The organism is Devosia ginsengisoli, from assembly GCF_007859655.1.
In the GTDB taxonomy this organism is placed as follows: Bacteria; Pseudomonadota; Alphaproteobacteria; order Rhizobiales; family Devosiaceae; genus Devosia; species Devosia ginsengisoli.
Map to the genome: position 1 here is coordinate 4,113,987 of NZ_CP042304.1, position 21,893 is coordinate 4,135,879.

Annotated in this window: 22 protein-coding genes; 8 read left to right on the plus strand and 14 right to left on the minus strand. The window is 63.5% G+C overall.

Annotated elements, in window-relative coordinates:
- The first annotated feature begins 60 nt into the window (after nucleotides 1-60).
- From FPZ08_RS20065 to FPZ08_RS20075, 3 genes are read left to right on the plus strand one after another with little or no spacing between them, the layout of a single operon-like run.
- Complete coding sequence (locus FPZ08_RS20065; protein ID WP_146293350.1) at nucleotides 61-819, plus strand: ABC transporter permease subunit; 759 nt, start codon at nucleotides 61-63, stop codon at nucleotides 817-819.
- A gap of 3 nt (nucleotides 820-822) precedes the next feature.
- Entirely contained in the window at nucleotides 823-1,638 is an 816-nt protein-coding gene (locus tag FPZ08_RS20070) for an ABC transporter ATP-binding protein (RefSeq protein WP_146292245.1), read from the plus strand.
- A gap of 8 nt (nucleotides 1,639-1,646) precedes the next feature.
- The gene (locus FPZ08_RS20075) at nucleotides 1,647-1,838 is read left to right on the plus strand and encodes a hypothetical protein (protein ID WP_146292247.1); all 192 of its coding nucleotides are present in this window, start codon (nucleotides 1,647-1,649) and stop codon (nucleotides 1,836-1,838) included.
- Nucleotides 1,839-1,856: 18 nt separating this feature from the next.
- On the opposite strand, the gene FPZ08_RS20080 is transcribed toward FPZ08_RS20075, so the two are convergent.
- From FPZ08_RS20080 to FPZ08_RS20105, 6 genes are read right to left on the minus strand one after another with little or no spacing between them, the layout of a single operon-like run.
- Nucleotides 1,857-2,852: an ABC transporter ATP-binding protein gene (locus FPZ08_RS20080; RefSeq protein WP_146292249.1), complete on the minus strand. Its 996-nt coding sequence runs from the start codon at nucleotides 2,850-2,852 to the stop codon at nucleotides 1,857-1,859.
- Nucleotides 2,849-3,823 carry an ABC transporter ATP-binding protein gene (locus FPZ08_RS20085; protein WP_146292251.1) on the minus strand — a complete coding sequence of 325 codons (975 nt, stop codon included), beginning with the start codon at nucleotides 3,821-3,823 and terminating at the stop codon, nucleotides 2,849-2,851. The genes FPZ08_RS20080 and FPZ08_RS20085 overlap by 4 nt, the downstream gene beginning before the upstream one ends.
- Nucleotides 3,820-5,016: an ABC transporter permease gene (locus FPZ08_RS20090; protein ID WP_146292253.1), complete on the minus strand. Its 1,197-nt coding sequence runs from the start codon at nucleotides 5,014-5,016 to the stop codon at nucleotides 3,820-3,822. The genes FPZ08_RS20085 and FPZ08_RS20090 overlap by 4 nt, the downstream gene beginning before the upstream one ends.
- Nucleotides 5,013-5,996, minus strand: a complete 984-nt coding sequence (locus FPZ08_RS20095) for an ABC transporter permease (RefSeq protein ID WP_146292255.1) — start codon at nucleotides 5,994-5,996, stop codon at nucleotides 5,013-5,015. Before FPZ08_RS20095 ends, FPZ08_RS20090 begins: the two co-directional genes overlap by 4 nt.
- Entirely contained in the window at nucleotides 5,993-7,399 is a 1,407-nt protein-coding gene (locus tag FPZ08_RS20100; RefSeq protein WP_186767100.1) for a class-II fumarase/aspartase family protein, read from the minus strand. Before FPZ08_RS20100 ends, FPZ08_RS20095 begins: the two co-directional genes overlap by 4 nt.
- Before the next feature lie 58 nt (nucleotides 7,400-7,457).
- Nucleotides 7,458-9,068, minus strand: coding sequence for an ABC transporter substrate-binding protein (locus FPZ08_RS20105; RefSeq protein ID WP_246132732.1), 1,611 nt, complete (start codon nucleotides 9,066-9,068; stop codon nucleotides 7,458-7,460).
- A 152-nt stretch (nucleotides 9,069-9,220) separates the two neighbouring features.
- Here FPZ08_RS20105 and FPZ08_RS20110 point away from each other — a divergent pair, with 152 nt between their 5' ends.
- Nucleotides 9,221-10,108: a LysR substrate-binding domain-containing protein gene (locus FPZ08_RS20110; RefSeq protein ID WP_186767101.1), complete on the plus strand. Its 888-nt coding sequence runs from the start codon at nucleotides 9,221-9,223 to the stop codon at nucleotides 10,106-10,108.
- Between the two features lie 34 nt (nucleotides 10,109-10,142).
- Here FPZ08_RS20110 and FPZ08_RS20115 read toward each other — a convergent pair whose 3' ends face one another.
- From FPZ08_RS20115 to FPZ08_RS20140, 6 genes are read right to left on the minus strand one after another with little or no spacing between them, the layout of a single operon-like run.
- Nucleotides 10,143-11,198 carry an ABC transporter ATP-binding protein gene (locus FPZ08_RS20115; protein ID WP_146292261.1) on the minus strand — a complete coding sequence of 352 codons (1,056 nt, stop codon included), beginning with the start codon at nucleotides 11,196-11,198 and terminating at the stop codon, nucleotides 10,143-10,145.
- 18 nt (nucleotides 11,199-11,216) lie between these two features.
- Nucleotides 11,217-12,344, minus strand: coding sequence for a mandelate racemase/muconate lactonizing enzyme family protein (locus tag FPZ08_RS20120; RefSeq protein ID WP_146292263.1), 1,128 nt, complete (start codon nucleotides 12,342-12,344; stop codon nucleotides 11,217-11,219).
- A gap of 9 nt (nucleotides 12,345-12,353) precedes the next feature.
- The gene (locus FPZ08_RS20125) at nucleotides 12,354-12,680 is read right to left on the minus strand and encodes a hypothetical protein (RefSeq protein ID WP_246132733.1); all 327 of its coding nucleotides are present in this window, start codon (nucleotides 12,678-12,680) and stop codon (nucleotides 12,354-12,356) included.
- Nucleotides 12,681-12,685: 5 nt separating this feature from the next.
- Nucleotides 12,686-13,564, minus strand: coding sequence for a DUF6772 family protein (locus FPZ08_RS20130; protein ID WP_146292265.1), 879 nt, complete (start codon nucleotides 13,562-13,564; stop codon nucleotides 12,686-12,688).
- Between the two features lie 30 nt (nucleotides 13,565-13,594).
- Nucleotides 13,595-14,422: a carbohydrate ABC transporter permease gene (locus FPZ08_RS20135; protein WP_146292267.1), complete on the minus strand. Its 828-nt coding sequence runs from the start codon at nucleotides 14,420-14,422 to the stop codon at nucleotides 13,595-13,597.
- Nucleotides 14,415-15,317 (minus strand): carbohydrate ABC transporter permease, encoded by a 903-nt coding sequence (locus FPZ08_RS20140; protein WP_246132734.1) that lies wholly within the window; start codon nucleotides 15,315-15,317, stop codon nucleotides 14,415-14,417. The genes FPZ08_RS20135 and FPZ08_RS20140 overlap by 8 nt, the downstream gene beginning before the upstream one ends.
- A 182-nt stretch (nucleotides 15,318-15,499) precedes the next feature.
- Here FPZ08_RS20140 and FPZ08_RS20145 point away from each other — a divergent pair, with 182 nt between their 5' ends.
- Entirely contained in the window at nucleotides 15,500-16,789 is a 1,290-nt protein-coding gene (locus tag FPZ08_RS20145; protein WP_146292269.1) for an ABC transporter substrate-binding protein, read from the plus strand.
- A gap of 33 nt (nucleotides 16,790-16,822) precedes the next feature.
- On the opposite strand, the gene FPZ08_RS20150 is transcribed toward FPZ08_RS20145, so the two are convergent.
- Together FPZ08_RS20150 and FPZ08_RS20155 are read right to left on the minus strand one after the other, a co-directional pair.
- Entirely contained in the window at nucleotides 16,823-17,830 is a 1,008-nt protein-coding gene (locus FPZ08_RS20150; RefSeq protein WP_146292271.1) for a succinylglutamate desuccinylase/aspartoacylase family protein, read from the minus strand.
- Nucleotides 17,827-18,867, minus strand: a complete 1,041-nt coding sequence (locus FPZ08_RS20155) for a pyridoxal-phosphate dependent enzyme (protein ID WP_186767102.1) — start codon at nucleotides 18,865-18,867, stop codon at nucleotides 17,827-17,829. The genes FPZ08_RS20150 and FPZ08_RS20155 overlap by 4 nt, the downstream gene beginning before the upstream one ends.
- A 161-nt stretch (nucleotides 18,868-19,028) precedes the next feature.
- Between FPZ08_RS20155 and FPZ08_RS20160 the strand changes: the two genes are divergently transcribed.
- The 3 genes from FPZ08_RS20160 to FPZ08_RS20170 are packed head-to-tail and all read left to right on the plus strand — an operon-like array spanning nucleotide 19,029 to nucleotide 21,889.
- Complete coding sequence (locus tag FPZ08_RS20160) at nucleotides 19,029-19,508, plus strand: RidA family protein (RefSeq protein WP_146292275.1); 480 nt, start codon at nucleotides 19,029-19,031, stop codon at nucleotides 19,506-19,508.
- 13 nt (nucleotides 19,509-19,521) lie between these two features.
- The gene (locus FPZ08_RS20165; protein WP_146292277.1) at nucleotides 19,522-20,412 is read left to right on the plus strand and encodes an SIS domain-containing protein; all 891 of its coding nucleotides are present in this window, start codon (nucleotides 19,522-19,524) and stop codon (nucleotides 20,410-20,412) included.
- Between the two features lie 13 nt (nucleotides 20,413-20,425).
- Nucleotides 20,426-21,889, plus strand: a complete 1,464-nt coding sequence (locus FPZ08_RS20170) for a M81 family metallopeptidase (RefSeq protein WP_186767331.1) — start codon at nucleotides 20,426-20,428, stop codon at nucleotides 21,887-21,889.
- Nucleotides 21,890-21,893: the final 4 nt, after the last annotated feature.

A 21,893-nucleotide genomic window follows, 5' to 3' on the forward strand; every position in this document is an offset into this window, starting at 1 on the left:
ACCCTGCCAACAGGCAAGCCTGCAGGAAAGCGTAGCAATAGAGTGCGCTTTTCTGCCGGCATGCTGATCCCGTTCCTGCTGCCGCTCGCGGTCGTCCTGCTCTGGCAGGCTGCGACGTCCTTCGGCTGGATCACCAACCGCCTGATGCCGGCGCCGATCCAGGTCGTCTGGGCCTTCTGGGACAAGCTCGTCACCGGGGAACTGGCCGTCAACATTCAGGCCAGTGCGCTGCGCGCCATTTCGGGCCTGCTGGTTGGCGGCTCCATCGGCTTTCTGCTCGGTCTCGCCAACGGCATATCGCGGCTCAGCCATACGCTGACCGATACGACGCTGCAGATGTTGCGCACCATTCCCAACCTGGCGCTGATCCCGCTGGTTATCCTGTGGTTCGGCATCGGCGAGGAGGCCAAGCTCTTCCTCACGGCGCTTGGCGTCTTCTTCCCGATCTATCTCAACACGCTGCATGGGGTGCGCAATGTCGATCCGCAACTGATCGAGATGGGCCGCGTCTACGGCATGAATGGCTGGACGCTGTTCCGCAAGGTCATCTTCCCCGGCGCGCTGCCCTCGATCTTCGTTGGCCTGCGCTTCTCGCTCGGCATCATGTGGCTCACGCTCATCGTCGCCGAGAGCATGGCCGCCTCGTCCGGCATCGGCCACATGGCCAATTCGGCCCGCGAATTCATGATGACCGACGTGGTCATCCTGGCGCTCGTCATCTACGCGCTGCTCGGCAAGCTGGCCGACGTCATCGCGCTGACCCTCGAGCGGCTGACCCTGTCGTGGAATCCCGCCTACCAGAAACCGGAAAGGAGCTGAGCCATGAGCATATCAGCCCGTACCAAGAATGTCTGGGGCCGCGATATCGAACCCGAATACGAAGCCCGCTCGCCCCGCCAGCGCCGCGATACCCCCGGCGTCGGCATCCGCATCGAGGGCCTCTCAAAGAGCTTCGGTGACGTTCCGGTACTGCATGACCTCGATCTCGACGTGCCAGCCGGCCAGTTCCTGGCCATTGTCGGCAAGAGCGGCTGCGGCAAGAGCACCTTGCTGCGCCTGCTGGTCGGGCTCGATACGCCCACATCAGGCCGTATCAGCTTCGTCGGCGCAGACGGGGCCGAGACCGAACCGAGCTCCCGCATCGTCTTCCAGGAGCCGCGCCTGCTGCCCTGGGCCAGCATCATCGACAATGTGATCGTCGGGCTGGGCGAGGGCGTCGACAGGCGGACCGCGCGGCGCAAGGCCGAGGCGGCCCTGGCCGAGGTGCAACTGGCCGAAAAGGCGCCCGAATGGCCCTCGCGCCTTTCCGGCGGCCAGCGCCAGCGCGCGGCTTTGGCCCGGGCGCTGGTTAGCCAGCCGGGCTTCCTCGCGCTCGATGAACCGCTCGGAGCGCTCGATGCACTGACCCGCATCACCATGCAGGCACTGATCGAACGGGTCTGGCGCGAGCAGGGCTTCACTGCCCTTTTCGTCACCCATGATGTCGGCGAGGCCGTTGCTTTGGCCGATCGGGTCATCGTGCTCGACGAGGGCCGCATCGCGCTCGATATCGCTATCGATCATCCCCGCCCACGCCAGCGCGGCGCCGCCGACCTTGCCGAGATCGAGGGGCGCCTGCTCAAGGGCATTTTCAAATAGGAGCCGCCATGTTCTCCCTGTTTGGTATTCTAAAACCTTTCATCGGCCAGCCCGTGCCCAGCGCGGAGGCGCCGTTCAAGCGGTCCTTCTTCGGCCTGCCGGTCGATCCGGCAGCTGTGCCGGTGGCGGCCGAGGAAGACGCGCTCTACCTCGCCGACAAGTGGCCGGACCCGCCAGAGCGGCCGCCGCACAAGTCGTAGCTGTCCGAAGAGCCGAGGCTAGTTCTGCGTCAGGCCGGCATTCAGGCAGGCATGGGTATGTCCGGGAACCAACTCGACAAGTTCGGGGCGCCTGGTGCTGCAATGGTCGGTGGCCGCAAGGCAACGCGGGTGGAAATGGCAGCCGGACGGCGGAGCGAGCGGGGAGGGGATTTCGCCCTTGATCGGCATGAAGGCACGCCTTTTCAGGGAAATCTGCGGCATGCCGGCTAGCAACATCTGCGTATAGGGATGGGTCGGGTTGGAGAACAGTTCCTCGGTGCCGGCCAGCTCGACCACGCGCCCCAGATACATCACCGCCACCCGATCGCAGAGGTGCCGGATCAGACCCAGGTCATGGCTGATGAAGATCATCGACAGCCCGCTATCCCGCTTAATGTCCATCAGCAGGTTGATGATCTGCGCCTGCACCGAAACGTCGAGCGCCGCGACGGCCTCGTCGCAGACCAGCAGGTCCGGCTTGACGGCGAGGGCGCGCGCAATGCCAACGCGCTGCCGCTGACCACCCGAGAATTCGTGCGGATAGCGGCTGATCGTATCGGCGGGCAGGCCGACCCGGCTCAGGGTCTCGGCGACATGGTTCCTGATCTGCGCGCGCGGCACCACCCCATGCAGCGCCGCCGCTTCCCCGATGATCTCGCCAACCCTGAGGCGTGGATTGAGCGATGACATGGGGTCCTGGAACACCATCTGCACTTTGAGCGCATCGCGCTTGCGGGCCAGGAAGCTGTCATAGTCCTCGCCGCGATACCGTCGCTCGCCGCCCGATACGGGCAGGATGCCGGCAATCATCCGCGCCAGCGTAGACTTGCCGCAGCCCGACTCGCCGACAATGCCCAGCGTTTCCCCTTCCGATACACTGAGCGTGACGCGATCGACCGCCCGCACCAGCGGCGGCTGCCGGCCGGCGAGACGATCGCCAAGCCGCTGCAACGCGCCTTGTGCCGGCTCGAAGATGCGCGATACATCACGGGCTTCGAAGACAGGTTGGCTCATCGCTCATCCTCGATCGGGTGGTGGCACCATACGCGGTGCGTCGGGGAGAACACGCGCTCCGGCACGATCTCGGCGCAAGCCTCGGTCGCGAATTCACAGCGATCCCTAAAGGGACAGCCGGCGCCAAGCGAGAGCAGGGAGGGCATGCTGCCGCGGATCTGCCGGAGCTTCTCCCCCGGCACGTTGAGCGAGGGGACAGATTCAAGCAGCTTGCGGGTGTAGGGATGGCGCGGCGAGCCGATGATATCGGCCGTCGTGCCGGTTTCCATCATGGCGCCGGCATACATGACCAGGATACGATCGGCGAGTTCGGACAGCGTCGCCAGGTCATGGGTGATCCAGATCATGCCGAGGCCGCGCTCATCGATCTGGCGCCGCATCTGGTGGATGATCTGGGCCTGGATGGTCACATCGAGCGCCGTGGTGGGCTCGTCGGCGATGATGAGGTCGGGGTTCAGCAGCAGGGCAATGGCGATTACCACGCGCTGGCGCATGCCGCCCGATAATTCGTGCGGATAGGCCGAAAGCCGGTCTTCGGGCGACGGAATGCCTACCGACCGCAAGGCATCGATGCAGCGGGACTGCATCTCGGCCTGGGGCATGCTTTCATGCTCGCTGATCGCTTCGAACATCTGGTCGCGGATGCGCATCAGCGGGTTGAGCGTCATCAGCGGGTTCTGGAAGACCATGGCGATGCGGCGGCCGCGATAGTGGCGCATCTGGTCGAAGCTGAGCGTGGTCAGCTCCTCGCCATCGAGCTGTATCGAGCCCGAAACGATCCGGCCCGGCTCATCGACCTGGCCCATGATCGACATGCCGGTCACCGACTTGCCGGACCCAGATTCCCCGACAATGCCCAGCACTTCGCCGCGGCGCAGCGAGAACGACACGTCGCGCACCGATTTGAACGTGCCGGCCCGGGTGAAGAACCAGGTATTGAGGCCCGCAACTTCAAAGAATGTTTCGCTCATCGGTCGAACCGCGGATTGTTGAGGTCGCGCAGTCGATCACCCAGCAGGTTCATCGCCACGATCATCAGCAACAGCACCAGGCCGGGGCCGAAGCTGATCCAGTATTTCTGCGAGAAGATGAACTCATAGCCATTGGCGATGAGCATGCCGAGCGACGGCTGGGTGAGCGGCAGGCCCACGCCCAGGAAGCTCAGCGAGGATTCCAGCGAAATCGCCGCGGCGATATTGAGGGTGAACAGCACGATGATCTGCGGCATGCAATTGGGCAGGACATGGCGCAGCATAATGCGCCATGCCGGCAGGCGCAGGCAGCGGGCCGCCTCGACATATTCCTTGTTGAGCTCGCTGAGCGCCAGCGAACGCGAGGTACGGGCGTAGTAGCACCACTGCACCAGCACCACCGCCATGATGACCTTATCGACGCCGCTGCCGAGCACGGCGAGGATCGAGAGCCCAACCAGGATTGAGGGAAAACTGAGCATGAAATCGACGGTGCGCATGATCATGGCGTCGGTTGCGCCGCCACGCCAGGCTGCCAGCAGGCCGAGCCCGGTGCCGATGACCATGGCCGAGCCCGCCGCCAGCACGCCCACGAAAATGCTGATGCGAATGCCGTAGAGGATGGCCGACAACATGTCCCGGCCAAAAGCGTCCGTGCCGGCCACGAAGACGAAATCGGTGGGCTGTTCTGCGGTCTTGGCGATAACGCTGAAACCGAAGGCGGCGGGGAACGGCTCGTCCGAAATAATGCGGACGCCGTTGGCTTCCGGATCATTGACCGTCCACCAGGGCTGCACAGGATGTTTGCTGGCGCCTTCTACATTCATGCCTCTCGGCAAAGAGCGGATCTGCAGGCTGGCCAGCTCGGTTTCGGCACTGTCCAGCCGGACCGCGATGCAGCGCTCGCCGCAGGATGCCGTGGTGAGATCGCCGACATCCCCCGCCGGTTCTGCGACGCCATCGGTGACGGTGAAATTGGCGCGGAATTCCTCGCCGGGCAGCACCTGGGGCGATCCCATGGGCTTGAGCGCATCGATCAGTTCGAGCCGCGACAGGTCGTAGGGATCGGTCGGCGACAGCAGGGGCGCGAACAGCGCGCAGAACACGAAGAAAAGCGTGACTGCGAGGCTGGCAAGCCCGACGCGGCTTTCCGCAAAACGCCCGGCGAATTCGGTAAGGCTGGCCCGGCTCATGTGTTGCGCCGTCCCATGGCGGCCCGCACGCGCGGATCGATCGTCATATGCAGGACATCGACGAGGAAGTTGATGGCGATGAAGAGGAGCGCGGTATAGGTCAGCTGCGCGACGATCATGGGGCGGTCCAGCACCTTGATTGAATTGATGAGGAGCTTGCCCAGTCCCGGCCAGGAAAAGACCGTCTCGGTGATCACGCCATAGGCCAAGAGGTTGCCCAGTTCGATGCCGATGACCGTGATGAGCGGCACCATGGCATTGCGCAGGATATGGACGAACACCACGCGCCAGGTCCGCACGCCCTTGGCATGGGCGAATTTGACGTAGTCGAGACGGGTGATTTCCAGCGTGGCGGTCCGCGTCACGCGGATCAACAGGCTCAGTTTGAGCAGGGCCAGGCTGAAGGCGGGCAGAACCACGTGCCACCAGCCATCCAGCGTCCAGAGGCTGCTGGTAATGCCGAAATGGGTCGCCACCTCGCCCCGGTCACCGACCGGCAGGATGGGCATCATGATGCCGAAGGCCACAATGAGCAGCATGCCCTGCCAGAAGGTGGGAATGCTGACGCCGATCAGCGAGAAACTCATGAAGGCGCGACCGAGCCGGGACTGCGGCCGGAGCCCCGCATAGAGCCCGGCGGGAATAGCGAAACCGATGGCGATGACGAAAGCCACCAGCGCCAGTTCGATACTGGCGGGCAGGCGCTGCATCAGGATGCGCGTCACCGGCTCCTTGTAGACGAAGGAGGTGCCCCAATCGCCCTGCACGGCATTGCCGAGAAAGACCAGGTATTGCTCCCAGATCGGCCGGTCGAGCCCCAGCGCCTTCATGGCGGCAAGCCGGTCGGCTTCCGTCGCTTCCGAGGAGATCAGCACATCGACCGGATTGCCGATGAGCCAGAGGCCGACGAACAGCACCAGCGAAAGCACCAGCACCACGACAAGGCTCTGCAGCAGCCGCCGGAGGATGAACGAGATCATTGCGCCGCCGACCTGAGATAGGCGCCGATCGAGCGCTGCTCGACCGTGGGGAACGGACCGGTCCCGATATGCTCGACCAGCGCACCGTAATGCAGCGCATATTCCTTGCAGATGCCGTTGGCCCCGTCCTGGGTGAGCTTGGTCTGGATCTCGGCGCTCACCGCGGCGCCACCCGGCAGAAGGGCGACTTCATCGAGAAACGCGCCCTTGCCGGTGGCTGCGGCGACCGCTGCCTCATGCACCAGTTCGTGCCCTTTGTGCTTGCCCAGCGTTTCCCCGAGCCGCATCATGGCGTATTCGCCGAAGATGGCGCCATGCGACAACTCGAGATTTTCGCGCATGCGCAGCGTATCGAGATCAAGGTCGCGCGTCAGTGCTTCGGTGCGGACCAGGACATCCGAGATCGCGGCGATGACATCCACCAGTCCATCCTCGAACAACTGGTTGGTGCTGCCATCGGATTCGTACGGGCGATGGGCCGAGGCCATCAGCATCCCCGCCAGGCTGTAGAGCCGGTTGCTGTTGGCGATGATGCCATAGCAATGCACGGGATTGATCTTTTGCGGCATGGTGGACGAACCGATTGAGCCTTCGAGCCGCTTCTCGCTCAGTTCGCCATATTCCTCCGAGGAGGTCTGGTAGACCTCCTCGGCAATGCGGTGGCAGACCGAGGCCAAGAGGCTCAGCGCATTCACGTATTCGCATATATGGGTGCGGATGGCGCGTGACGGGACAGCCATTTCGCCCATGCCCAGGCGGGCGGCGACGCGAGACTGGAATTCGGGGCCAATGGCGCCAAGCGCCGAATAGCAGCCCACGGCGCCGCCTGCCATCACGGTAAAGCAACGCTGCCGGGCTTCGGCAAGGCGGTCGGCGGCCTGCAACAATTCCTCGATCCACACGGCGGCCTTGAAGCCGAAGGTGATCGGCACGGCATGGCGATAGTGGGTGCGTCCGGCCATCGGCGTGGCGGCATGGGCGCGGGCCAGGCGGCCCAGATGGGAAAGGATATCGCGCAGCAATCCGTCCAGCGTGCCCTGGGCGCGATGCGCCAGCAGCAGCAGGCCGGTCTGGATCACATTTTGCGTGGTGATGCCCCAATGGACATAGCCGCCATGAACCGGGCCGCACAGCCGTACCAGCTCGTTGATGAGCGGCATCAGGGGATGGCGCGTCGTACGATAGTCGGCATCGAGCCGCGCCGGATCGAGATGATCGTGGTGGCAATGGCTGGCAATGACATCGGCCGAAGCCGCCGGGATGATGCCCAGCTCACCCTGAGCCAGGGCTACGGCCTTTTCGATGTCTAGAAACGCCTGATACATCGCCTGCGGGGCGAAGGCCTCGCGCAGTCCACGAAAATCGAACTGCGACGACAGGGCGTCGTTGAATTCAGTACCCATGTCCCGGAACTCTCTTGGGGAGAGGACAAGGCGGGGGAGACCGCCTTGTCCGACACACTCACTGCTGGGGGTGAGCGGTATAGAAGATATTGGTGAGGTTGGCGTTGGGCTCGAAATAGACGCCGTTGCCCACGGCCCACACGCCGAACTCGTGATAGAGCGGCACATAGCCATTGTCTTCGTAGACCTGGGCTGAAGCCTGGCCGATCAGCGCCTCGCGTTCCGCATCGTCCAGCGTCCGCTGCGCCTGGTGCAGCAGGTCGTCGGTGACAGGATTGGAGTAACGGCCACGGTTGGCTCCGCCTTCGCCCTTTTCGGTGTCGCGGGTTGCGGCCAGGTTGAGCATCAGGCTCAGCCCTTCGCCGGTATCCGCCGCGGCGCCACCCAGATAGAGGCTATATTCGTAGGCGCTGGCCTTTTCGAAATAGACGCTCTTGGGGAATGTCTCGAGCGTCACGTCGAGCCCGATCTGGGTAAGCATGGCCGCGACGGCCTGGGCCACCTGGGCGCCGTTGACATAGCGGTCGGAAGGCGCGGTGAGCGTCAGCCCGAACCCATCGGGATAGCCGGCTTCCGCCAGTAGTTCGCGGGCCCGGTCGGGGTTGTAGAGATAGGGCTTGATGGCCGGATTGTGCCCGAAAACGCCACCGACGATCAGCTGGCTGGCGGGCTGTGCCATGCCGCCCATCACCACTTCGGCAATCTCGTCGCGGTTGATGGCCAGGTTCAGCGCCTGGCGGACCAGCGGGTCGAGATAGGGATTCTTGCCGTCGGTGCCGGTGACCTTGGGCGTGGTTTCCTGGCCCTGGTCGGCCAGCAGGAAGATCAGCAGCGTCGAGGGGGCCGAGGCGAGATAGAAGCGGTCATCGGCAGTGATGCTGTCGAGGCCGTTGATCGGCACTGCATTGATGACATCGACCGATCCGCCCAACAGGGCTGCGATACGGGCGCTGTTGTCGGGCAGCGACTTGATGGTCACCGTGTCATAGCCCGCTGCCGTGCCGTAATAGCCGGCATTCTTTTCCAGCACGATCTCCACGTCCGGCGTGAAAGTCTTGACCGTATAGTGGCCGATACCGGCCGAAATGCTGCCGTCGTTGAAGCCGTTGGTATTGAGCCAGTTGTCGTTGCCGCAGGTTTCCTCGTCATAGGCCAGGGTGAGGCCGGTCGGGTTTTCCACGATGCCGATATTGCTCAGGCTGCGCATCAGGTTGGGATCGGGCGCCTTGGTGGTGATGGTCACCTTGCCGTCGCCGGCATCACTCACGCTGGCAATGGTCGAGATGAAACTGGAATAGAGGCCCGGGCTTTCGGGCACGTTGCGGACGCGGCAGAGCGAATAGATAACGTCGTCGGCGCCCAGCGCATTGCCGTCGCCGAATTTGGCATTGGCCTCCAGCGTCAGCGACCAGGTCGTGTCGTCGATGATTTCCCAGGCACTGGCGAGGCGGGGCTCGAGCGCGCCATCGACGCCATTCGCATAGGCCAGGGCGTCCGAAATATTCTCGCGCAGGTCGAAGTTGAAGCCGGCGCGGTGGAAATGCGGGTCGGCCGACGTGGCGATGGCCGCCAGGCCAACCTTGAGTTCGGCCGCCGATGTCTGGATAGCGACCAGCGATGTTGCGGCCAGCAGGCTCCCGCCGATGGCTACGGATAATAGGCTCTTCACGTCATCCTCCCTTGATGCCCCTATGGGTCGTATTGCCGGGACGAATAGGGCTTCGGCTCAGGGCAAAAAAGGCATTCTTTCTGCACACGATTGAGTTTTTCTCAATCATTGTCTACCTTTCGGTCAAGGCATTTACCGGGAGGAACGGGAAAGTGATTGAGCGGTCGGGCCGCATTCTGCCGCCGATGACGGCGCTGCCCGTTTTCGAGGCCGTCGGGCGCCGTCTCAGCGTGGCCAAGGCCGCCGAAGAGCTGCATCTGACGCCCGGCGCGGTCAGCCGGCAGGTGAACAACCTCGAGACATTCCTAGGGATCAAGCTGTTCGAGCGCGCTCACCGCCGCATGGCCTTCACGGCTGCCGGCGAAGCCTATTGGGCCAAGATCCATGCCGCTTTGGGCGAGGTCCGTGAGGCAACAAGAACCGTATCGGCCGATGCTGATCGCGGGCCGCTGATCATCGCGGCGCCGCGCATGTTCCTGCAGAAATATGTCATGCCCACCCTCGGAGGGCTCTATGCTCGGCATCCCGATATGGCCGTGAATTTCGTGGCCAGCGCCGACAATATCGTGGCGCCGGACGGGGCGATTGCCATCAGTCCGAAGCCAAAGCCCGGCTTCATCATCGACATCCTCGCCGATGCTGACCTGTCGCCGGTCTGCAGTCCCGCCTACCTGAAGGAAGCGCCACCCCTGCGCACGCCCGACGACCTGGAACATCATACGCTGCTGCGGTCAGCGGAATATGTCCGGAACTGGGAGCGCTGGCTGGGCGAACGCGCCCAGCGCGTCTTTTCCGTGGCGCGCTGCATCGACTTTGAAAGCCCGGGTCTCGAACTCACCGGTGCAGCCGAAGGCCTGGGCATCGCCATTGTCCGCCTGTCGCTGGTGCGGGAAGAAATCGCGTCAGGCCGCCTGATCGCCTTGTTCACGGAAGAAACGGTGCATGAACATTACACCTTCATGTTCGCCGAACTGAAACTGCGCTCGGCCCGTTTCCGAAATTTCAGAACCTGGCTGCGCGATACGGTGAGGGTTCACTAACCCGGCGCAGTCGGCGCCGGGCAAAGGCGAGGCATCAGATGCGGCGGGTCGTTGCCTTGTCGAAGAGGTGCACCTTATCCATGACCGGCTGGACGAAAATGCGCGAGCCTGCCGCGATGTCGACGCGGTCACGGATATTGACCACGATTGGGGTGTCACCCAGCCTGCCGAAGATTACCGTGTCCGAGCCCGTGGGTTCCACCACGTCGGCGTTAATGGGAATCCCGCTATCGGCCAGCACCAGATGCTCGGGCCTGATGCCATAATGTACGGCGCTGAGCGCGCCGGCGCGCTGGCGCAGGGCATCGGGCACCGGCAGGAAGATTTCGCCGTGCTGCACGCCATCTTCGGTCAGCGCGCCCTCCAGGATATTCATGGCCGGGCTGCCGATGAACTGCGCGACGAAGACATTGGCCGGCGCATCGTAGAGGTCGAGCGGTGGCCCGACCTGTTCGACCAGCCCGTCCTTGAGCACGACGATTTTGTCGGCCATGGTCATGGCCTCGATCTGGTCGTGCGTTACATAGATCGTGGTGGTGCGCAGGCGTTGATGCAGCGCCTTGATCTCGACACGCATCTGCACGCGCAGCTTGGCATCGAGGTTGGAGAGCGGCTCGTCGAACAGAAAGACCTGCGGATCGCGCACGATAGCGCGGCCCATGGCGACGCGCTGGCGCTGCCCGCCCGAGAGCTGGCGGGGATAGCGATCAAGCAGATGCTCGAGCCCCAGCGTCTCCGCGGCGGCATTGACACGCTGATCGGTCTCGGCCTTCGGAGCCTTACGCAGGGAGAGTGAGAACCCCATATTCTCGCGCACGGTCAGGTGCGGATAGAGCGCGTAGCTCTGGAACACCATGGCGATATCGCGATCCTTGGAGGCGACCTCGTTGACCACGCGATCCCCGATGATCACGTCGCCGGAGCTGATTTCCTCGAGCCCCGCGATCATGCGCAGCAGGGTGGACTTGCCGCAGCCCGACGGGCCGATGAGAATGACGAATTCGCCATCGGCAATATCCACATCGACACCCTTGATGATCTGGGTGGTGCCAAAGGATTTGGTGACGTTCCTGAGCGAAACGGATGACATGGCAAACTCCGGGCCTAGCTAGGCGATGAGATGACTGCGCAGAATCTGTTGGTCGAGGCTGACGCCCAGGCCGGGTGACTGGGGCACGAGCACCTGCCCGTCCTCCAATTGCGTGGAATCGCCGACCAGCGGCTGGCACAGCGCGGTGCGCAGCGGATTGTCGAACACCATGCATTCGAAGGTGCGGAAACTTTCGGCCGCCGCCGCCAGATGCAGGCTCGCCGCCACGCAGATGCCGCCCGACCAGCCGACATGCGGCGCATAGGCGACATGGTGGGCTGCAGCCAGTTCGGCGATCCGCCAGGTTTCGGTGATGCCGCCAGACCGGGTCACGTCGGGCTGGATCATGCCCAGACTGCGGTCAGACAGGGAATCCAGCGCCTCGCCGGCGACGAAGTCGCTCTCGCCCGCCGCGACGCGAATGGGCAGATGTCGCGCCAATTGGCGATACCCCTCCCGGTCCTGCGGCACGATCGGCTCTTCGAAGAAATCATAGCCGAGATCAGCCAGGGCACGGCCGACCTGCAGGGCCTCGGGCAGGTCATAAGCCCAATTGGCGTCGACACCGAGGAGGGCATCGGGCGCCAGCCGGCGCACCAGGCGCGCCCGTTCGATGGCCTCGGGCACATCGCGGCCGAGTTTCACCTTGATCTCACGGAAGCCGAGCTTGAGCACATGGGCGACTTCCGCCTCCACGGTCGCATCGTCCAGCCAGTTGATGGATGACGCATAGGCGCGTACGCGCTCGCGCCCCATGCCGCCTAGCAGCTTGTGCACCGGCACGCCGGCCGCCTTGCCGGCAATATCCCAGAGCGCGATGTCGATGGCCGCGATGGCCTCGACGATCTGCCCGCCGGGCCGTCCGGTCAGGGTGGACCGCATGAGCTTCCAAAGCCGCCGCCGGTCCTGTGCGTCCTGGCCGATCAGGCGCGGCACCAATGCATCGGTGATGAAGCGTGCATAACCGGCGGCACCACTGCGGGCCAGTGCCTCGCCGATGCCGACAATGCCATCGCTGGTCTCGACCTCGACCACGACGATTTCGAGTGCCTCCCACAGCGCTTGCGAAGTCTTCTGGGCCTTGGGCAGGCGGACGCGCAGGGGGTGGATGCGGACCTCGCGAATGACAAGAGGTGTGTAAGCCATGGTTATCGTTCAGCTCTTGAGATGGAGGGTGACGAGAACCCGCAGGGAACTGCCTTCATCGAAGTCGCAGGCGAGGCGTAGCCAGTTGCCGAACTGGCTGACCCGAGCGAAGGCAATGGCGTCGCGTTCGGCCGGCAGCTCGAAACTGGTGCCTTCGCGCACCCAGCGCATACCGTCGGGGGAGATTTCGACATGGGCGCGGCCGGGCTTGCCGACCGGCGGCTTGAGGGCCCGCACGAAGATCACGGCGGTTTCGGCCCAGCCAGCCTCATAGGGTTCGCTGGTTGCGGCGTCGGACCAGTCCACGTTCCGTGTGACGATTGCGGTAGTGCTCATGCGCATCAGAAGTCCCCCGAAAGGCAGACGGAGTCGAGATAGACGAAGGCGCGCTTGTCGGTATCCGTCTCGGCGAAGAAAGCGACGTTCAGCATGCACCAGAGGTTCTTCATCGCCGGAATGCGGAGGGAGTCGAAACCGGAGACGTCGAAGACGCGGTCATTGCACTGGAAATGCGTGCACTGCATCGCGGCAAGATCGAAATCGAAGCGGATATAGTGCCAGTTCACCTTGGTGGGGATTTCGTTGTAGCACAGGCGCTGTCCGCCCCCTTCGAGGTCCTCCCAGCCATCGGGCGCCAAGTGATAATGCGAGATGGTCTTGTTGTCGTTGCCAATGGGGACGATGGGCACGGCCTGGCGCTTGAACTGCCACTTCTGCACATGCTCGCCATCCTTGGCATTGAGGAAGCGCATATGCGGCATGACGCGCTCGCTGACCGGCCCTGAAGTGTCGCTGCCTTGCAGGTCGAACAGGAAGCCGAAGGAGCGGATATCGGTCTCGGAGAGCTTGAGCTCGTTCGCCTCGGGCTTGAACGTCACATAGGCTTCGAGGCGGATCGGGCCTGCCTTGCGGAAGGTCAGCCTCTTGATCGCGACATTCTGCGCGCCGGCCCGCGGGGCGGTCGCGACCTTCAGCACGTAGTCACCATCGACGCCACCATGCGAGCCCGAATCCCAACTGCCGATGGTGGAGAGCATGGGCGCGCTGTGCTGGGCATAGCCCGGCAGCATGGCGTCGAGATCTTCCTCGTAATTGCCGACCAGTTGCGTCCAGCCGCAGAAGCCGCAGTCGAAATCATCGAGGCAGATGATGCGGGGCAGGGGGTCGAACCGGCTCAAGGCCGCATCATCGGCAGCGCCGCTGCGCAGATTGGGACGCATGAAACAAAACTCCTTGGTCGATATGGCGGCCTAGCCCTTGGTCGCGCCGGCGGTGAGGCCGGCCACCAGGTGCTTTTGAGCGAGAATGACGAAGATCAGCACGGGCAGCAGTTGCACGGTGGAGGCCGCGAACAGCACGCCCCATTCCACGCCTTCAACAGCGCCGTACATTTCCGAGATCACCAGCGGTGCGGTCTTGGCATTGGTGGTGGTGAAGATGAAGGCGAAGAGGAACTCGTTCCAGGCGAAGACGATGACGAAGACGGCCACCGCCACCATGCCCTGGGCCGAGAGCGGAAAGATGATCCGGCGCAGAATCTGCATGCGGGTCGCCCCGTCGATATGGGCGGCCTCGTCCAGCTCGCGCGGAATCTGATCCATGAAGGTGCGCATGACCAGCGTGCCCAGCGACACGAAGAAGGTCGCATAGAGCACCATCAGCAGGATGTGCGTGTCGTTGAGGCGCAGCATGTTGACCGCCGGAAACAGCGGCAGGGTGATGACGATGGGCGGGATCAGCCGGATGAAGATCAGAAAGAACGCGCTGAAGGACAGCAGCGGATTGCGGAAGCGCGAATAGGCGTAGCCGGCCAGCGCGCTGGTGACGACGGCCAGCACCGTCGCGCCGATGGTTATGATCGCGCTGTTGATCAGCCCGTGGAAGAAGTCACCCCAATTGGTCCACAGCGTCAGGTAGTTGTTGAAGGTCGGCTCGAAAAACAGGCGCGGCGGCGCGGCAAAGATGTCGCGGTCGGCCTTGAACGAGGACACCACGATCATCAGGATCGGTACCAGCGACCAGATCAGCACCACGGCGACGGAAAGCGTCTTGAGCAGGTTTGTGACGAGCTTAGGCATTTGCGGCAAACATCTCCTTGTAGAGACGGCGCAGGTAGAACATCGCCAAGCCCAGCGACGCGAGCACGAGCAGCCAGCCGGTGGCGGCCGCTTCGCCGAAGGCGTTGTAGCGGAAGGCCTCGAGATAGAGGTAGACGGCCAGCACTTCGGTCTGCCGAGCCGGCCCGCCTCCAGTCAACAGCCACACTTCCGAGAACAGGCGGAAGGCGAAGATGTAGCGGAACAGCATGGCGATCAGCATGGCCGGCATCAGCAGCGGCAGGGTGATGCGCCGGAATTTCTGGAATGGGGTAGCGCCGTCGACGCCAGCGGCCTCGTAGAGGTCATTGGGAATGGCCAGCCGCGCCGCATAGAGAATGACGAAGGTGAAGGGCAGGTGCAGCCAAATGCTGAGCAGGGCCACTAGAATCAGTCCGTGCAGCGGATTGATGGACCATTCCAGCGCGGGCAGACCCAGGAATGTGAGCAATTGCGTGGCAAAGCCCACATCGAGATCGAACAGGTAGCGCCACATCACCACGGCGCTGATTTCGCTGACGGCATAGGGCGCCAGAACCGCCGCGAGCAGCAGCGGCCGCATGGGCACCCCGCTGGCAAAAAGCAAGGCTACACCCAGCCCCAGCAGCAGTTCCAGATGCACCACGATCAGCACGACGATGACCGTATTGGTCATGGAGCGCCAGAAATAGGGATCGCTCAGCACCTGCACATAGTTCTGCCAGCCGACGAAGACCGGTGCCTGGCCGAAGGAGGATTCGTTGAAACTCAGCCAGGCCACGAACAGAACCGGGATGAAGATCATGGAAATGACCATGAGCTGCACAGGGCCAACCATGAACAGAGCAGGCAATGCCGCCTTGACGCGAGATTGACGACGCGGGGCCGGACTGGACATGGCACCTCCTGGGAAAACCGATCCGGCTTGGCCGGTGAGTTGTAGTAAAATTAAAAGAATGACTCTGTCAACGCGCAAATCTGGTTGATTTTCGCCAGATTGTGTAATTATGCTACAAACGTCATCAAGGGAGCAGCGTACGCGGGGCCAGGGGCATTGCGCGGCGCAACAAGGAGAAACCCATGCGTATAACGAGAAGACATTTTCTCGCCGGATCGGCGGCAGGCTGCGCGCTGCCCATGTTCGGCGGCGTCAGCTTTGCCCAGGGTGCGGACCTCAATGTGTTCGCCCACCGCGTCATGCAGAACGTATCGCTGGGCGCCGCCGGCGGCGACGTAACTGCCGCATTCACTGCGGCGACCGGCAGCGCGGTCAATTGGGTTACCTTCGAAACCGGCCCGCTGCATGATCGCGTCTTCCGCGAGGCATCGCTGGGCCAGTCCACCGTCGACGTGGCTTTCCTGCTCAATACCTATGCCACGCCGCGCGTCACCTCGCTGTTCGAACCGCTGGATGCCTATCTCGAAAGCGATCCGATTGAAGATTTCGACGATATCTTCCCTGGTCTGGTGGAAGCGGTCACCTTTGGCGGCCAGCTATTCGCCGTGCCGTTCCGGCATGCCTCGACGGGCCTGCATTACAATGAGGCGATCTTCAAGGAATTCGGCGTAGAAGCGCCGCCCAAGACCATCGAAGAGTTCATTGACATTGCCAAGCGCTGCACCGGCACCCGTCCGGATGGCACGCCGGCCGTCGGCTTCATCCTGCCAGGCGTGGCCTATCCCGAAGTCATCGCCTTCGCTCGTGCCTGGGATGCCGATTTCATCACCCAGGACTTCAAGGTCGTCGCCAATTCGCCGGCCATGGTGAAGGCGCTCACCGCTATCAAGGAACTCTACGATGCCGGTGCGGTGCCGCGGAACCTGGTGGGCATGAAGGCGGAAGACGCCAATACCTGGATGCAGACCGGCCGCGCCGCCATGGCCATGAGCTCGATGAGCCGCAACGGCCTCTATAACGACCCGGAAAAGTCCCAGACGGCCGGCCAGATCAAGACCACTTACTTCCCCGTGGCCGAAGAATTGCTGGGCAAATACGAAGTGGCCCCGGCCAAGGTCGAGTTCTGGAGCATGGCCATTCCCAAGAACAGCCAGAACAAAGACCTAGCCTGGCAGTTCATCAAATCCATGTCGGCCAAGGAGTCCACGGTGGCGGCCGCGCTCAACGGCAATGGTCCGATACGCAACTCGACCTATGACGATCCGCGTATCGTCGAGAAGCTGCCCTATGCCGCTGCCGAGCGTCAGGTGCTGGCCGTGTCGCGCGTGCCGCTGCCGGCTTTCGACGAAGCTGCCCGCGCCGCAGACTATTTCAAGGAAGAAGCCGAAGCGGCCTTGCTCGGCATGAAGACGCCGCAGCAGGCGATGGACGACCTGGTCGCCCGCGTCGAACCGCTGCTGCCGGCGGCCTGACCTCATGACGAAAGGGAGGCGAAAGCCTCCCTTTTATTTGCCCAGCAATTGCTCTGTCGTTATTGGCGCGGCCAGGTGCAGTAGCACATCGGCCTTGGCACAATTCGCCGGCACGCGACGGCACACGACCACGCCATCGGCGGGACTGTGCAGCACCTCGGGCGCCAGTTCCGGACGTTCGGCATTCCACAGCCAGCCCGCCACCTGTCCCGCCTGCACCTTCTCGCCTAGCATCACGGCTGGTTCGAATAAGCCCTTGCCTGGAGCGCGCAGGAAATGGCTGGGTGTGACGCCCAGCAGGCGCGTCGGATTATCGCGCGCCGATTGCTCCAGCATGCCGAGATGGGCGAGCACATTGCCGAGCCCGGCACGCGCCAGATTGACGCTGGAAGCGGTCACGCCACCACCACCCGCAAGTTCAGTCGCCATGGCCGCAATGCCCCTGTCGAGTGCGGCCGAGACCAGCGTGGCGCTGGCTTCAGGCCGGGTCATAACGATAGTGTCGGGGGCGCCGAAGGCCGTCATCAGCGCCAGCACGCGTCCGGCCAGTGCCGCATCGGCAGGCAGGCGACCGAAGGCGCAGGGCAGGTACTCGAGCGTCGAGCCGCCGCTGTGAAAATCGAACAGTGCATCGGCCAGCGGCAACAACAGGCGATGGATGCCCTCGGCCAGTTGCTCGGTCAGCGAGCCATCTGCCCGGCCCGGAAAGCTGCGCGCCAGGTTACCGCCATCGATCGGCGAGGTGCGCCGCCCCGCCTCGGACGCCGGCGGGTTGGCCACCGGTACCAGGATAAGCCGGCCGGACAGTTTTTTGGGATCCAGTTCCTGCGTCGCGTGCAGCAGGGCCATCTGGCCCTCATATTCATCGCCATGTACGCCGGCCGTGGCCAGCAGGGTCGGGCCTGCACCACCTTTGATCACGATAACCGGCACGCTCAGCCGGCCATAGGCCGACCGATCATGCGAATGGGGAATGAAAAGTTCGCCAAAGTGCCGACCGGGCCGGTCCAACTCTACGGCCAGCTTTGCCGGCCCGCTCAAGGCCGGGCGTCCGTATCGAAGGCGGCGGCATGGGTGAACAGGCCCGGCGTGCCGCCCGAATGGAGGAAAACCACGCTTTTCCCGGTCAGCATTCCGCCATCACCCTCCGCGAGCAGCGCCGCCATGCCCTTGCCGGTATAGACCGGATCGAGCACCAGCCCGGCAAGCCGCCCGGCCTGCCGCACCGCCTCGATGCTAGCCGGCGAGGGTATGCCATAGCCTGGCCCGATCTTGTCGTCGAGAATGTCGAAATCATTCGGCGCGAGGCGGGTGGCAAAACCCAGCTCCGTCGTCGCCGCATTGGCCGTTTCCACGATCCATTGCCGCAGCCGCGCCTCCGGCTGCTGTGCGCTGACGCCCACGACGCGCGTCGTGGCGCCCAGATGCTTGAGGCCAAGCGCCAGCCCACCGGCGGTGAGACCCGAGCCGCAGACCACCACTATGGCATCGGGCTGCCGGCCGATCTTGCGGAAATCGTCCATGAGTTCCGCCGCCCCCGAAACCCAGCCGGCAATGCCCAGCGTGGCACTGCTGCCGGTCAGTTGTGCGATATAGGGTTTGCGGCCGGCCGCTTCGTAGCTCTGGCCAATTTCATCCAGTTCGGCGCGAATGGCGGGGTCCCAAGGGTCGGTTTTCTCGGTGAAGGTGACCTTGGCGCCGAAAATGTCGTCTAGCAGCAGATTGCCGACATGGTCCGTGCCCATCTTGGCGCGCAAATGCAGGTGACAGCCAAGGCCCAGCTTGGCCGCCGCACCGGCCAGCGAGCGGCAGAAATTAGACTGGCTGCCCGCCGTCGTGATCACCATGTCGGCGCCCTGGTCCAGCGCCTCGGCCAGGATGAAATCGATCTGCCGCAGCTTGTTGCCGCCCAGGGCATAGCCGCTCATATCCTCTCGCTTGATGAAGAGTTCGGCCAGCCCCGCATGGGCCGCCAGGCGTGGAGCTGCTTCGAGTGGCGTCGGAAAGTGCGCGAGTTCGAGCCTTTTCTGCCCGGTGATCGTGTCGATCGAGGCCGGGACGGGATGAGTTGAAGACATCTGATCTGTCCGCCGATGGTCTGGAAATGATGGGGCCGGCATTGCCAAGCCATGGGGATGTAGATAAACTACACAAATCGACGCGTCAACGCAGAACCGTCCCGTTTCCATGGTCGTAACCGCGTTCAGTTCCATTCCATTCGAAGGCAAGCATCACATCCATGACGTCAGCTCACAATCTCGAATCTCGCATAGTTGAGCTTGGCTATGCCCTGCCGGAAGTCGCTGTATCCAAAGGTAATTACGTGCCATTCCGCATCGAGGGCAAGCTGCTCTATGTCTCCGGGCAGCTCTGTGTCGGCCCGGATGGGAAGCTGTCCCAAGCCTATAAGGGCAAGTTAGGGAGTAAAATTACCGAAACCGATGGTTATGCGGCTGCGAAGCTCTGCCTGCTGCAGGTTCTGGCCCAGGCGCGTATGGCGCTGGGATCGCTCGATCGGCTGCGTTCCTGCATCCGGCTGGGCGGCTTCGTCAATGCCGAGCCCGACTTCACCATGCCGGGCGCGGCAATGAACGGGGCTTCTGATATGATCGTCGAGATCATGGGGGAAGCGGGCCGGCATAGCCGGACCACGATCGGCGTGGCAACCTTGCCTTTGGGGGCCTGTATCGAGGTAGAAGCTCTCTTCGCAATCGATTGAACGGAGGACGCCAATGACCGCGATGGAAGCCCTCGAGGGCGGAGAAGAGCGCTTTCTCGAAGTGCTCGCCGCGCGCAAGTCGGAATTGTCGCCTTCGGAGCGGCGGGTGGCCGATTTCGTGCTGCAGGAACCCGACAAGATCATTCGCATGTCGATCGCTTCGCTGGCCGAGACTGTGGGGGTAAGCCAGCCGACCGTGCTGCGCTTCGTGCGTGCCATGGGGCTGGCCAGCTATCCCGAACTCAAGCTGCGCACCGGCCAGAGCATCGTCTCTGGCACGCCTTACGTGCATAGCGATGTGGGCTCGGACGATCCGCTGGAACGCATCATCGACAAGGTGGTGGATTCCAGCATCTATACGCTCACCGCCATGCGCCGCTCCATCGACCAGGCGACGCTGGAACGGGTGGTCGACATCCTGGCCAATGCACCGCGGATTGATTGCTATGGCACCGGCGCGGCGCGGATTCTCGCCATGGAGGCGCAGCACAAGCTGATGCGCTTCGGCATTCCGGTCGTGTCCTATGACGATACCCACCTGCAGCGGCTGGCGGCGGCCAGTCTGCGGCCGGGCGATGTGGCTTTGTGTTTTTCCCATACCGGCATGGTGCGCGATACCGAGGCCATGGCGCTCAAGGCGCGCGAATGCGGCTCCACTGTTGTCAGCGTCACCCGGCCCGATACGGCTTTGTCGGACGCATCCGATATCGTGCTCGCCATCGATGCGCATGAGAACACCGAAATCTATGCGCCCATGGTGTCCCGCGTGGCCCATGCCGTGCTGCTCGACATCATCACCACAGCCATAGCGCTGCGCGGCGGGCCGCAGATGCATGAAAAACTGCGGGCGGCCAAGAACAGCCTGGCGGACTTGCGCATCCAGTCCAGGCGCAGCGATGGATAGACCCATGGCCGATCTGCGTGTCTTCGTGGCTTCGCTGGCCACGGAAACCAATACATTCTCGCCCATCCGCATTGACAGAACTGCCTTCGAAGATAGCTTTTATGCCCCGCCCGGGCAGCATCCGGAAACGCCGACCCTGTGCTCGGCCGCCTTCACCGCCGCGCGCAAGCGGGCACGGACAGAGAGCTTTACCCTGATCGAGGGCACGGCGACCTGGGCAGAGCCGGCGGGCCTCGTCTCCAGGGCCGCATACGAAGGCCTGCGCGACGAGATTCTCGATCAACTGGCACAAGCGCTGCCGGTTCAGGTGGCTCTGTTCGGGCTGCACGGGGCGATGATGGCCGAGGGCTATGACGACTGCGAGGGCGACTTGCTAGTCCGGGCGCGGGCGCTGGTGGGGCCGGATGCGGTGATCGGGGTGGAGCTCGATCCGCATTGCCACCTGACCCAGGCCATGATCAAGGCCAGCACGGTCATCGTGACCTTCAAGGAAGTGCCGCATAGCGATTTTGCCGAACGTGCCGACGATATGGTCGATCTGGCCCTGCGCGCGGCAAGAGGTGAAATCCGCCCGGTGATGAGCGTGCTCGATTGCCGGTCCATTGCCAATTTCATGACCAGCCGCAGTCCGGGCCGCGAGCTCGTCGACGACATGCTGGCCATGGAGCAGCGCGGCGACGTGCTCAGCCTCTCGGTGGTGCATGGTTTTCCCGCGGCGGACATGGCCGATGTCGGCACCAAGATTCTCGTCATAACCGATGGCGACCGGGAGACCGGCCGGCGCATCGCCGAGACGCTGGCAGAGCGCGTTCTCGGCTTCGGAACCAACCGCATGCCCTATATGCCCGGCCCGGCCGAGGCGGTGACTGCAGCTCTGGCGGCGCCGCGCGGGCCGGTGATCCTGGCGGATCGCTGGGACAATCCCGGCGGTGGTGTCGCGGGCGACAGCACATTCCTGCTCCACGCATTGCTCGACCGTCCCGAGGCCAGATCGGCGCTGGGTGCTCTGTGGGACCCGGTGGCCGTATCGTTCTGCGCCGCGGCCGGCGTAGGCGCTCGCCTCGAAATGCGGCTGGGCGGCAAGGCAGCGCCCAGTTCCGGGCAGCCGGTGGATGCGGAAGTCGAGGTTACGGCGCTGACGGACGATCTCGTCATCCCCTTCCAGGCAAGCCTGGTGTCGCTGGGTGCTGCCGCGGCGGTGCGGATCGGCAATCTCGATCTCGTCCTTGCCAGCAAGCGTGCTCAGACTTTCCACCCGCAGGTGTTTTCCGCCATGGGTATAGACCTCATGGCCAAGCAGGTCGTGGTGGTGAAATCGGCTAGCCACTTCCACACCGCTTTCGCGCCCTTGGCGGCCGACATCATTTACGTCAATTGCGGCGGCCCCTATCCCCCCGATCCCACCAAAATCCCCTACCGCAAGATCCGCCGCCCCATCGCCCCACTGGACATCGCCGAGCCAGTCTGGATGACGTGAAGGT

What these genes read in the sequence shown, in the direction of transcription:
- FPZ08_RS20065 (WP_146293350.1), top strand. Translation starts at nt 61, where the DNA reads ATGCTGATCCCGTTCCTGCTGCCGCTCGCGGTCGTCCTGCTCTGGCAG.
- FPZ08_RS20070 (WP_146292245.1), top strand. Translation starts at nt 823, where the DNA reads ATGAGCATATCAGCCCGTACCAAGAATGTCTGGGGCCGCGATATCGAA.
- FPZ08_RS20075 (WP_146292247.1), top strand. Translation starts at nt 1,647, where the DNA reads ATGTTCTCCCTGTTTGGTATTCTAAAACCTTTCATCGGCCAGCCCGTG.
- FPZ08_RS20080 (WP_146292249.1), bottom strand. Translation starts at nt 2,852, where the DNA reads ATGAGCCAACCTGTCTTCGAAGCCCGTGATGTATCGCGCATCTTCGAG.
- FPZ08_RS20085 (WP_146292251.1), bottom strand. Translation starts at nt 3,823, where the DNA reads ATGAGCGAAACATTCTTTGAAGTTGCGGGCCTCAATACCTGGTTCTTC.
- FPZ08_RS20090 (WP_146292253.1), bottom strand. Translation starts at nt 5,016, where the DNA reads ATGAGCCGGGCCAGCCTTACCGAATTCGCCGGGCGTTTTGCGGAAAGC.
- FPZ08_RS20095 (WP_146292255.1), bottom strand. Translation starts at nt 5,996, where the DNA reads ATGATCTCGTTCATCCTCCGGCGGCTGCTGCAGAGCCTTGTCGTGGTG.
- FPZ08_RS20100 (WP_186767100.1), bottom strand. Translation starts at nt 7,399, where the DNA reads ATGGGTACTGAATTCAACGACGCCCTGTCGTCGCAGTTCGATTTTCGT.
- FPZ08_RS20115 (WP_146292261.1), bottom strand. Translation starts at nt 11,198, where the DNA reads ATGTCATCCGTTTCGCTCAGGAACGTCACCAAATCCTTTGGCACCACC.
- FPZ08_RS20120 (WP_146292263.1), bottom strand. Translation starts at nt 12,344, where the DNA reads ATGGCTTACACACCTCTTGTCATTCGCGAGGTCCGCATCCACCCCCTG.
- FPZ08_RS20125 (WP_246132733.1), bottom strand. Translation starts at nt 12,680, where the DNA reads ATGAGCACTACCGCAATCGTCACACGGAACGTGGACTGGTCCGACGCC.
- FPZ08_RS20130 (WP_146292265.1), bottom strand. Translation starts at nt 13,564, where the DNA reads ATGCGTCCCAATCTGCGCAGCGGCGCTGCCGATGATGCGGCCTTGAGC.
- FPZ08_RS20135 (WP_146292267.1), bottom strand. Translation starts at nt 14,422, where the DNA reads ATGCCTAAGCTCGTCACAAACCTGCTCAAGACGCTTTCCGTCGCCGTG.
- FPZ08_RS20140 (WP_246132734.1), bottom strand. Translation starts at nt 15,317, where the DNA reads ATGTCCAGTCCGGCCCCGCGTCGTCAATCTCGCGTCAAGGCGGCATTG.
- FPZ08_RS20145 (WP_146292269.1), top strand. Translation starts at nt 15,500, where the DNA reads ATGCGTATAACGAGAAGACATTTTCTCGCCGGATCGGCGGCAGGCTGC.
- FPZ08_RS20155 (WP_186767102.1), bottom strand. Translation starts at nt 18,867, where the DNA reads ATGTCTTCAACTCATCCCGTCCCGGCCTCGATCGACACGATCACCGGG.
- FPZ08_RS20160 (WP_146292275.1), top strand. Translation starts at nt 19,029, where the DNA reads ATGACGTCAGCTCACAATCTCGAATCTCGCATAGTTGAGCTTGGCTAT.
- FPZ08_RS20165 (WP_146292277.1), top strand. Translation starts at nt 19,522, where the DNA reads ATGACCGCGATGGAAGCCCTCGAGGGCGGAGAAGAGCGCTTTCTCGAA.